This is a genomic window from Pseudomonas sp. 8AS (assembly GCF_902506505.1).
In the GTDB taxonomy this organism is placed as follows: Bacteria; Pseudomonadota; Gammaproteobacteria; order Pseudomonadales; family Pseudomonadaceae; genus Aquipseudomonas.
Genome location: NZ_LR733406.1, coordinates 3754599 through 3763598, shown reverse-complemented (window position 1 = coordinate 3763598; position 9000 = coordinate 3754599). Strand labels below are relative to the sequence as shown.

Annotated in this window: 13 protein-coding genes; 5 read left to right on the top strand and 8 right to left on the bottom strand. The window is 65.5% G+C overall.

The window, feature by feature from the left end; translation table 11 throughout:
• Positions 1 to 3: 3 nt before the first annotated feature.
• From GV001_RS17645 to GV001_RS17620, 6 genes are all read right to left on the bottom strand, one after another.
• Positions 4 to 432 (bottom strand): organic hydroperoxide resistance protein, encoded by a 429-nt coding sequence (locus GV001_RS17645; RefSeq protein WP_160082221.1) that lies wholly within the window; start codon positions 430 to 432, stop codon positions 4 to 6.
• A 250-nt stretch (positions 433 to 682) separates the two neighbouring features.
• Positions 683 to 1132 (bottom strand): MarR family winged helix-turn-helix transcriptional regulator, encoded by a 450-nt coding sequence (locus GV001_RS17640; RefSeq protein WP_160082219.1) that lies wholly within the window; start codon positions 1130 to 1132, stop codon positions 683 to 685.
• An 85-nt stretch (positions 1133 to 1217) separates the two neighbouring features.
• Entirely contained in the window at positions 1218 to 1547 is a 330-nt protein-coding gene (locus tag GV001_RS17635; protein ID WP_160082217.1) for a hypothetical protein, read from the bottom strand.
• A gap of 106 nt (positions 1548 to 1653) precedes the next feature.
• Positions 1654 to 2157, bottom strand: a complete 504-nt coding sequence (locus GV001_RS17630) for a murein L,D-transpeptidase family protein (protein ID WP_160082215.1) — start codon at positions 2155 to 2157, stop codon at positions 1654 to 1656.
• A 318-nt stretch (positions 2158 to 2475) separates the two neighbouring features.
• Complete coding sequence (locus GV001_RS17625) at positions 2476 to 2706, bottom strand: DUF2789 domain-containing protein (protein WP_160082213.1); 231 nt, start codon at positions 2704 to 2706, stop codon at positions 2476 to 2478.
• Positions 2707 to 2860: 154 nt separating this feature from the next.
• Positions 2861 to 3406 carry an NUDIX hydrolase gene (locus GV001_RS17620; protein ID WP_160082211.1) on the bottom strand — a complete coding sequence of 182 codons (546 nt, stop codon included), beginning with the start codon at positions 3404 to 3406 and terminating at the stop codon, positions 2861 to 2863.
• 132 nt (positions 3407 to 3538) lie between these two features.
• Between GV001_RS17620 and GV001_RS17615 the strand changes: the two genes are divergently transcribed.
• The 5 genes from GV001_RS17615 to GV001_RS17595 are packed head-to-tail and all read left to right on the top strand — an operon-like array spanning position 3539 to position 6861.
• Entirely contained in the window at positions 3539 to 4147 is a 609-nt protein-coding gene (locus GV001_RS17615) for a CoA pyrophosphatase (protein ID WP_160082209.1), read from the top strand.
• 10 nt (positions 4148 to 4157) lie between these two features.
• Positions 4158 to 4682 carry a gamma carbonic anhydrase family protein gene (locus GV001_RS17610; protein ID WP_160082207.1) on the top strand — a complete coding sequence of 175 codons (525 nt, stop codon included), beginning with the start codon at positions 4158 to 4160 and terminating at the stop codon, positions 4680 to 4682.
• Positions 4682 to 4888, top strand: a complete 207-nt coding sequence (locus GV001_RS17605; protein ID WP_178091833.1) for a DUF1289 domain-containing protein — start codon at positions 4682 to 4684, stop codon at positions 4886 to 4888. Before GV001_RS17610 ends, GV001_RS17605 begins: the two co-directional genes overlap by 1 nt.
• Before the next feature lie 36 nt (positions 4889 to 4924).
• Positions 4925 to 6106 carry a formate-dependent phosphoribosylglycinamide formyltransferase gene (purT, locus tag GV001_RS17600; RefSeq protein WP_160082203.1) on the top strand — a complete coding sequence of 394 codons (1182 nt, stop codon included), beginning with the start codon at positions 4925 to 4927 and terminating at the stop codon, positions 6104 to 6106.
• On the top strand, positions 6103 to 6861 hold the full coding sequence (locus GV001_RS17595) for an SGNH/GDSL hydrolase family protein (RefSeq protein ID WP_256664952.1): 759 nt from the start codon (positions 6103 to 6105) through the stop codon (positions 6859 to 6861). Before purT ends, GV001_RS17595 begins: the two co-directional genes overlap by 4 nt.
• On the opposite strand, the gene GV001_RS17590 is transcribed toward GV001_RS17595, so the two are convergent.
• Positions 6812 to 8086, bottom strand: a complete 1275-nt coding sequence (locus GV001_RS17590; protein WP_160082201.1) for an HlyC/CorC family transporter — start codon at positions 8084 to 8086, stop codon at positions 6812 to 6814. The two genes, GV001_RS17595 and GV001_RS17590, sit on opposite strands and share 50 nt — an antisense overlap.
• A gap of 10 nt (positions 8087 to 8096) precedes the next feature.
• Positions 8097 to 8897 carry an inner membrane protein YpjD gene (locus tag GV001_RS17585; protein ID WP_160082189.1) on the bottom strand — a complete coding sequence of 267 codons (801 nt, stop codon included), beginning with the start codon at positions 8895 to 8897 and terminating at the stop codon, positions 8097 to 8099.
• Positions 8898 to 9000 lie beyond the last annotated feature (103 nt).

Sequence of the window (9000 nt, the reverse complement as noted above, 5' to 3'; positions counted from 1 at the left end):
GGCTTAGACGGCGACGTTCAGGCGTACCTCGATATTGCCGCGGGTGGCGTTGGAGTACGGGCAGACCTGGTGGGCGGCGGCGACCAGTTCGTCGGCCACGGCCTGTTCAAGGCCCGGCAGGCTGATGTCGAGCTGTACTTCCAGGCCGAAGCCGCCGGGAATCTGGCCGATGCCGACCTTGCCGGTAATCGAGGTGGCGGCCGGCAGGGCCTGCTTCTTCTGGCTGGCCACGAACTTCAGGGCGCCGATGAAGCAGGCCGAGTAGCCGGCGGCGAACAGTTGCTCCGGGTTGGTCGCCTCGCCGCCCTGGCCGCCCAGCTCGCGCGGGGTGGTCAGCTTCACGTCGAGGAAACCGTCGGAGGACACGGCGCGGCCGTCGCGGCCCCCGGTAGCAGTGGCGGTGGCGGTATAGAGGGCTTGGATGCTTTGCATGGCGGAATCTCCGGATTAAGTTTGCTATCAAAAATATTGCGCGCTAACTAAGCTGGCGAAGCGAAATGTAGTGCGAATAAATTTAGTGCGCAAGATATTTGTTTGAATGAATTACTATAGGGAAATGCCTTTCAGGAATAAGTGCAGCGTGCACCTGGGCGTGGCGCGACAGGCGAGGGCGTGCAGTCGCGCGGGTTGCCGGCTGTGGCGCTGGCGCAATCAGCCAGCGGCCGCTGTTCTGGCCGCAGGTTTAGATGGCCTGCTGCAGTTTGTTGCGCAGCGTGACCAGTTCGTCCTTGAGGGCCATCAGCTCGGCGCTGCTGTGGCCGCTGGCGGCGACGATGCAGGCGGGAAAGCCCTCGGCCTGCTGCTGCAGTGCGCGGCCCTTGTCGGTCAGGCGCAGCTCGACCACTCGCTCGTCGGCGCTGCTGCGGGTGCGCGTGAGCAGGCCTTCGCCTTCCAGGCGCTTGAGCAGCGGGGTCAGCGAGCCGGGGTCGGTGAGCAGGCGGGCGCTGATTTCGCCGACGGTGATGCCGTCACCTTCCCACAGCACCAGCATGGCCAGGTACTGCGGGTAGGTCAGGCCGATGCTCTGCAGCAGCGGTTTGTAGGCCTTGGTCATCAGCAGCGAAGTCGAGTGCAGGGCGAAGCACAGCTGGTTGTCCAGCTGCAGGGCGGCACAGGAGTTGGTCTGTTTCATCGGGCTATCCCGCGCTCAGGGGTGAAGGCAACAAGTTATCGCGCAAGAGAGAGGGGCGCAAACATCTACCGACGTCGCGCTTCCTTCACAGGGCGTTGCCGATGATCATCAGCAGCACCGCGAGCAGGGTGGTCAGTGCGGCGAAAATGCTGCCGAGGATGGCGAAGATCTTCTTGCGCTCGCTCTGGCACAGGCCGCCGATGCCCAGGCCGATGGCCAGCAGATTGAGGAACAGCAGGAAGATGATGAACAGGCCGAGCATCACGGCCTCGACCGACTCCTCGTCGATCCCGCCCGGGGTCGAGGCTTCCATCACGCCGGCGATCAGAAACAGCAGGAACAGCAGAATGGTGCAGGCGATGCTGAGGGTGAACGAGGCGATGCCGAGCCCGGAGTGCTGCTGTTGCTGTTCCATGTGCGGGTCCTGATCCATGTGGGGCGGGCATGATCGTGGAGATCGGCGGGCGCTTCAAGTGCCGGCCGGGCGAGCGCAAGGCGCCCGCGGGTGAGGCGGGGGTGGGCTAGGGGCGGATCTCGATCAGCGTGCCGTCCTTGACCAGGCTCCAGATCTCGCGCATGTCGGCGTTCTTCATGGCGATGCAGCCCTCGGTCCAGTCGAGGGTGTGGAAGTACCACTCGGGGTATTCGGCGTCCAGCGGGGTACCATGGATCATGATCATGCCGCCGGGCGGCACGCCTTTCTTGCGCGCGTTGGCGGCGTCGCGGGCATTGGGGTAGGAGATGTGCATCGACAGGTTGTACTTCTCGCTGGTCTTGCGCCAGTCGATCCAATAGAAGCCTTCCGGTGTGCGGCTGTCGCCTTCGCGCAGCTTGGCGCCCTTGGGCTGCTTGCCGAGCGATACCCGGTAGGACTTGAGCACTTCGCCGCGGGCCATCAGGTGCAGCTTGCGCTCGGATTTGACCACCAGCACCTTGTCGATTGGCTTGCCGCGTAGGGTCGGGGCCGTCGTGGCGTTGGCGAGACAGGCGAGGGAAAGACAGAGGGCGGCGAGCAACCAGCGCATTGCAATGTTCCAGAGCGTTTCTGTGGCCTGAGCGAACAGGCTGTTATGGGGCGAGAGTCTGCCTATGCCGGCGCCGATGTTCAATCTTCCGGGGATTGTCGGTCGTGCTGTTTGGCCGGCCTCCGGCCGTCCCGGTCGCCGTCGCTGCACGTGTCGTGCACGGCCCGGGCGGCGAGCGGAAACAATGCTGCGCATGTGTCGCTGGTAAAAAGCGCTTGCTCGGCCATTTGAATCGCCAGCACCCAACCTGCGGGGGCTGTTTTGCCACTGGGCGGGACACCCCGCCTGGCGCGGACTCGGAAGATCGTCAAGCGCGTCTTATTTGGATAGCAGTAGCGCCAGTTCGTCGACCCTTTCTGCCCAGTCCGAGTCGTCGTCCAGGGCTTCGCCGATGAATGCCGCCTGGGATTCGCTCCAGAACGGCGCCTGGGCCAGCCCCTGGCCTTCGAGCAGCTGATGGTCGCGGATAAAGGCTTCGATATCGGCCTTGCCGGCGGGCAGGCCGAGTTGCTCGAACAGGGCGCTCAGGCTGTGATTGCTGGTATCCATGGCTCCTCCTGTGAGGCGATGTACCGCGGGTGGGTAAGCAGAAAGGACTATAGCTGCCCGCCGAGCATTCGGCGGCTGCCCCACGTTCTTTCCCGGCCACTCGGGCATCGTCGCCCAGAAACTCCGGGCGGCGCACCCCGCCAGAGGCAGGGCTTCAGTCGCGCGGGCGCAGCGCGGCGATGCCTTCGTTGCGGATCGGGTAGATCTGCACGCGGCGGTCGGCGAAATAGCATTTCAGCGTGCGACCGACGGTCGGAAAGGCCAGTTCGTCCCAGGGGATCTCGTGCTCGTGGAACAGCTGCACCTCGAGGCTTTCCTCGCCGGCGGCGAAATCCAGATCGACCAGTTCGGCGCGGAAGAATACGTACAGCTGGCTGATGTGCGGCAGGTCGAACAGGGTGTACAGGTTCAGCTCGCGTACTCGCGCGCAGGCTTCTTCATGGGTCTCGCGGGCGGCGGCCTGCTCCAGGGTCTCGCCGTTCTCCATGAAACCGGCCGGCAGGGTCCAGAAGCCGCGGCGCGGCTCGATGGCGCGGCGGCACAGCAGCACTTGCTCGCCCCATACCGGCAGGCAGCCGGCGACGATGCGCGGGTTCTGGTAATGAATGGTCAGGCACTGCGGGCAGACGTAGCGCAGGCGGTTATCGCCGAGCGGAATGCGCTGTTCCACCGGGCTGCCACATTGACTGCAGAATTTCATGCCGCCTCCTCACTGATTCACCCATCTTGGCGCCAGAGTGGCATCAGCGGCAAGCATCCGCGGGGGCGGGGCTTGGGCGCCCGCGGGCTTTCATGCCATCATGCCGGTTAGAAAAAAGACCGAGAATGACTCATGCTCGACGAGCTGCTCCACCGCGTGCGTAGTCATACGCCACGTATTCTGGAGACCGACAAGCGCCTGCCCGAAGCGGCTGTTTTGTTGCCGCTCACCCGCAGTGACGAGCCGGAACTGGTGCTGACCCTGCGTGCCAGCGGCCTGTCCACCCACGGTGGTGAAGTGGCTTTCCCCGGCGGTCGGCGCGACCCGGAAGACCGCGACCTGATCCACACCGCCCTGCGCGAGGCCGAGGAAGAAGTCGGCCTGCCGCCGGGCCTGGTGGAAATGATCGGCCCGCTCAGCCCGCTGGTGTCGCGCTTCGGCATCAAGGTCACGCCCTATGTCGGGGTGGTGCCGGACTTCGTCGAGTACCGCGCCAATGACGACGAGATCGCCGCGGTGTTCGCCGTGCCGCTGCGCTTTTTCTGCGACGACCCGCGCGAGGTCACCCATCGCATCGATTACGAGGGGCGCAGCTGGTACGTGCCCTGCTACCACTACGACAACTACAAGATCTGGGGCCTGACGGCAGTGATGATCGTCGAGCTGGTCAACCTGGTGTTCGATGCCGGCATCGACCTGGAGCAGCCGCCGAAGCCCTCGGTCAAGATCATCCGTTTGTAAGGAGCCAACCATGAAGTACCGCCTGGGCGATGCCCGCGTCGACGCGCACCCCGAGAGCTGGATCGCCCCCACCGCGGCGGTGATCGGCAAGGTGCGCCTGGAGCAGGGCGCCAGTGTCTGGTTCGGCGCGGTGCTGCGCGGCGACAACGAGCTGATCCATATCGGCGAGAACAGCAACGTGCAGGACGGCACCGTGATGCACACCGACATGGGGTTTCCGCTGACCCTGGGCAAGGGCGTCACCGTCGGCCACAACGTGATGATGCACGGCTGCACGGTCGGCGATTACAGCCTGATCGGCATCAATTCGGTGATCCTCAACGGCGCCAGGATCGGTAAGCACTGCATCATCGGCGCCAACAGCCTGATTCCCGAGGGCAAGGAAATTCCCGATGGCAGCCTGGTCATGGGCAGCCCGGGCAAGGTGGTGCGCGAACTGACCGAACAGCAGAAGAAGATGCTCGAAGGCAGCGCCGCCCATTACGTGCACAACGCCCAGCGCTATGCCCGCGACCTGGTCGAGGACCAGGAGTGATGGAGCTCGAGCGTCCGGTCAAGTCGCCCTGCGTGAGCATCTGCGCGCTGGACGAGCAGGACATCTGTACCGGCTGCCAGCGCACGGCCAACGAGATCACCCGCTGGGGACGCATGGACAATGCCGAGCGCCGCCTGGTGCTCGAACGCTGCGTCGAGCGTACCCGCGCCGCCGGCCTGTTCCTCCAGCAGCCGTCCGCCCACTGATAACTACCCGTTCCCCTTTCTGACGAGGACTCTTGCATGCCCCGTATCGGTACTCCGCTGTCGCCGACGGCCACCCGTGTTCTGCTCTGTGGCTCCGGCGAGCTGGGCAAGGAAGTCGTTATCGAGCTGCAGCGCCTGGGCTGCGAAGTGATCGCCGTCGACCGCTATGCCAACGCCCCGGCCATGCAGGTGGCGCACCGCAGCCACGTCATCAGCATGCTCGACGGTGCCGCCCTGCGCGCGGTGATCGAGCTGGAGCAGCCGCACTACATAGTGCCGGAGATCGAGGCGATCGCCACCGACACCCTGGTCGAGCTGGAGGCCGAAGGCTTCACCGTGATCCCCAGTGCGCGCGCGGCCAAGCTGACCATGAACCGCGAAGGCATCCGCCGCCTGGCTGCCGAGGAACTGGGCCTGCCGACTTCACCGTATTTCTTTGCCGACTCGCTGGAAGAGTGCCGGGCCGCGATCGAGAAACTGGGCTTTCCCTGCTTGATCAAGCCGATCATGAGTTCCTCCGGCAAGGGCCAGTCGGTGCTGAAAAGCGCCGCCGACCTGCCGGCCGCCTGGGATTACGCTCAGGCTGGCGGGCGCGCCGGCAAGGGTCGAGTGATAGTCGAGGGCTTTATCGACTTCGACTACGAGATCGCCTTGCTCACCGTGCGCCATGCTGGCGGCACCACCTTCTGCGCGCCGGTGGGCCATCGCCAGGTCAAGGGTGATTACCAGGAGTCCTGGCAGCCGCAGCCGATGAGCGCCAAGGCGCGGGCCGAGGCTGAGCGCATTGCCTTGGCTGTCACCGAGTCGCTGGGCGGGCGCGGGCTGTTCGGCGTGGAGCTGTTCGTCAAAGGCGATCAGGTGTGGTTCTGCGAGATTTCCCCGCGCCCGCACGATACCGGGCTGGTCACCCTGATTTCCCAGGATCTGTCCGAGTTCGCCCTGCATGCGCGGGCCATTCTCGGCCTGCCGATTCCGGCCATTCGCCAGCTGGGGCCGTCGGCTTCGGCGGTGATCCTGGTCGAGGGCGAGTCGCAGCAGGTCAGCTTCGCCAATCTCGGCGCCGCCCTGGCCGAGGCGGATACCGCCCTGCGCCTGTTCGGCAAGCCGGAAGTCAGTGGTCAGCGACGCATGGGCGTGGCGTTGGCCCGTGACGAAAGCCTCGACGCGGCGCGGGCCAAGGCGACTCGCGCAGCCCAGGCGGTGCGCGTCGAGCTGTGATACGCCTGCGTGCGCTGGGCTGGTGGGGGCTGACCCTGGCCCTGTTGCCAGTGGTGCTGCCGCAGGCGCTGTGGACGCGGCGCACGGCACTGCGCCTGCCGCCCGCTGCCGGCGCGCAGAGCGGTCTGGTTGGCGCCGATGGTTCACCGCCGCTGCGCTTGCTGCTGCTTGGCGAGTCCACCGTGGCCGGCGTCGGGGTCGAGTTGCAGGAGGCGGCCCTGGCCGGGCAACTGGCCCAGGCGCTGAGCGTGCGCCTGCAGCGTCCGGTGGCCTGGCGCGCCTGTGGCGAGAATGGCATCACCGCCGCGCAGGCCTGTCAGCGTCTGCTGCCCCAGGCCTTGGCCGAGCCGGCGGATCTGGCCGTGCTGGTGTTCGGGGTGAATGACACCACCCACCTGAGTTCGCTGCAGGCCTGGGACGATTCCCTGCGCCAGCTGAGTCGCAGCCTGGCGGCGGGTGGTTGTCGCGTGGTGTTTACCGGCGTGCCGCCGATCGAGCATTTCAGTGCCTTGCCCTGGTTGCTGCGCAAGCTGCTGGGCTGGCGCGCGTCCTTGATGGATCACCATCTGCGCCGGGTCTGTCTGGAGGAGGGGGTGGACTATCAGCGCCTGGCGCTGGAGTTCGCCGCCGATTACTTGGCACGCGATGGCTATCACCCATCGGCGCTGGGTTATCGGGTCTGGGGCGAAGGCCTGGCGCGCGGGCTCAGTGTTGCGTCCGGCCTGGCTGGCTCTGCCACAGGCGCACGCGTTTGACCCGGTTCTCGCTGGATTCGAGGATTTCCAGGCGATAAGGGCCGATGCGCAGGCACACCGGGCAATCCGGGATGCTTTCCAGGGCTTCGGTGATCAGGCCGTTGAGGGTCTTCGGTCCTTCGCTGGGCAGATGCCAGCCCAGCAGTTTGTTCAGTTCGCGGATATTGGCGCTGCCGTCGATGATCTGGCTGCCGTCGGCCTGGGGGCTGATGTCGGCATGCTGTTGCTGGTCGCGGCCACTGAGGTCGCCGACGATTTCCTCCAGCACGTCTTCCAGGGTGATCAGGCCAAGCACGTCGCCATATTCGTCGACCACCAGGCCCATGCGGCGTTTTTCCTTCTGGAAGTTCAGCAGCTGGGTCGACAGCGGGGTGTTTTCCGGCACGAAGTAGGCGGGCTGGCAGGCCTGCTGCAGGGTTTCGAAAGTCAGCTGATTGTGCGTCAGCAGGCGCGCCAGGTGGCGCATATGGACCATGCCTTCGACCTGGTTGATGTCCTGGCGGTACACCGGCAGGCGCGTGTGGCGGGTGTGCTGCAGCAGCTCGATGACTTCGCTGAGGTCGTGCTCGAGGTCGATGCCGATGATCTCGTTGCGCGGGATCATGACGTCGTTGACCGAGACCGTTTCCAGGTCGAGTACGCCGAGTAGCATGTTCTGCCGGCTCTCGGGCAGCGCATGGCCGGACTCGCGCACCACGCTGCGCAGCTCTTCGGTGGTCAGGCTGTCGCTGCTGCGGGCGCTGGGGTCGATGCCGAACAGGCGCAGCAGCACGTTGCTGATGGCATTGAGGGCGACCACCAGCGGGTAGAACAGCTTGAGCAGCAGCATCAGAGGCAGGCTTGCCGGGTAGGCAATGGCCTCTGGGCGCAGGGCCGCCAGGGTCTTGGGGGTGATTTCGCCGAAAATCAGCAGGACTATGGTCAGGGCAACCGTGGCGATGGCGATGCCGGCTTCGCCCCAGAGCTGCATGGCCAGCACGGTAGCGATGGCCGAGGCGAGAATGTTGACGAAGTTGTTGCCGATCAGAATGGTGCCGAGCAGCCGGTCCGGGCGGCTCAGCAGCTCGCTGGCCCGTTTGGCGCCGCGGTGTCCTTCACGGGCCTTGTGGCGCAGGCGGTAGCGGTTGAGGCTGATGATGCCCGTCTCCGAGCTGGAGAAAAACGCCGAACACATGATCAGAAAGGCCAGCAGGCCAAGAAGGAAACCGGGGTGCAGCTCGGCCACAGCCAATGCCTCAGATATGCAGGATGAATTCGCGGACCAGTTTGCTGCCGAAGTAGGCCAGCATCAGCAGGCAGAAGCCGGCCAGGGTCCAGCGGATCGCCTTGTGCCCGCGCCAGCCGAGCTGGTAGCGGCCCCACAGCAGCACGGCGAAGACCACCCAGGCGAAGCAGGAGAGCAGGGTCTTGTGTGCCAGGTGCTGGGCGAACAGGTTGTCGACGAACAGCCAGCCGGACAGCAGCGACAGCGAGAGCAGGCCCCAGCCGGCCCAGAGGAAGCCGAACAGCAGGCTTTCCATGGTCTGCAGCGGGGGAAAGTTCTTGATCAGCCCGGATGGGTGCTTGTGCTTGAGCTGGTGATCCTGCAGCAGCAGGAGCAGGGCCTGGAACACCGCCATGGTCAGCAGGCCGTAGGCCAGGATCGACAGCAGGATATGGGCCAGGATGCCTGGCGCCGCGTTGATCGGGTTGAGCGTGCCGGCCGGCAGGAATTGCGCCAGCAGCACGGTCAGGCAGCCCAGCGGCAGCAGTACCAGCAGCAGGTTGTCCACCGGAATGCGCAGGCAGGCCAGCAGGGTCAGCAGGATCACCGCGTAGGCGATCAGGCTGGCCGCATTGAAGAAGTCGAGGGTCAGCCCTGGCGTGGCGTGCAGCTGGGCGAACAGGCTGGCGCCATGGAGCAGCAGGGCGAGGGCGACGAGCAGGGCGAGCAGGCGCCGGTTCGGCGTTTCGCGTTTGGCCAGGCGCAGGCCCTGGTAGGCGGTGGCGCCGGCATACAGTGCGGCGGCGGCGAGACTGGGCAGCAGAGGGTACATAAGTCCTTGTAAGGCGGGCCCTAAAGGTCGTGAGTGTGGCATACAAGAAGCGTTCCCCGAAAGACCGCTGGCGGTGTCGGCGGCTCGGACACTTGGTTATACT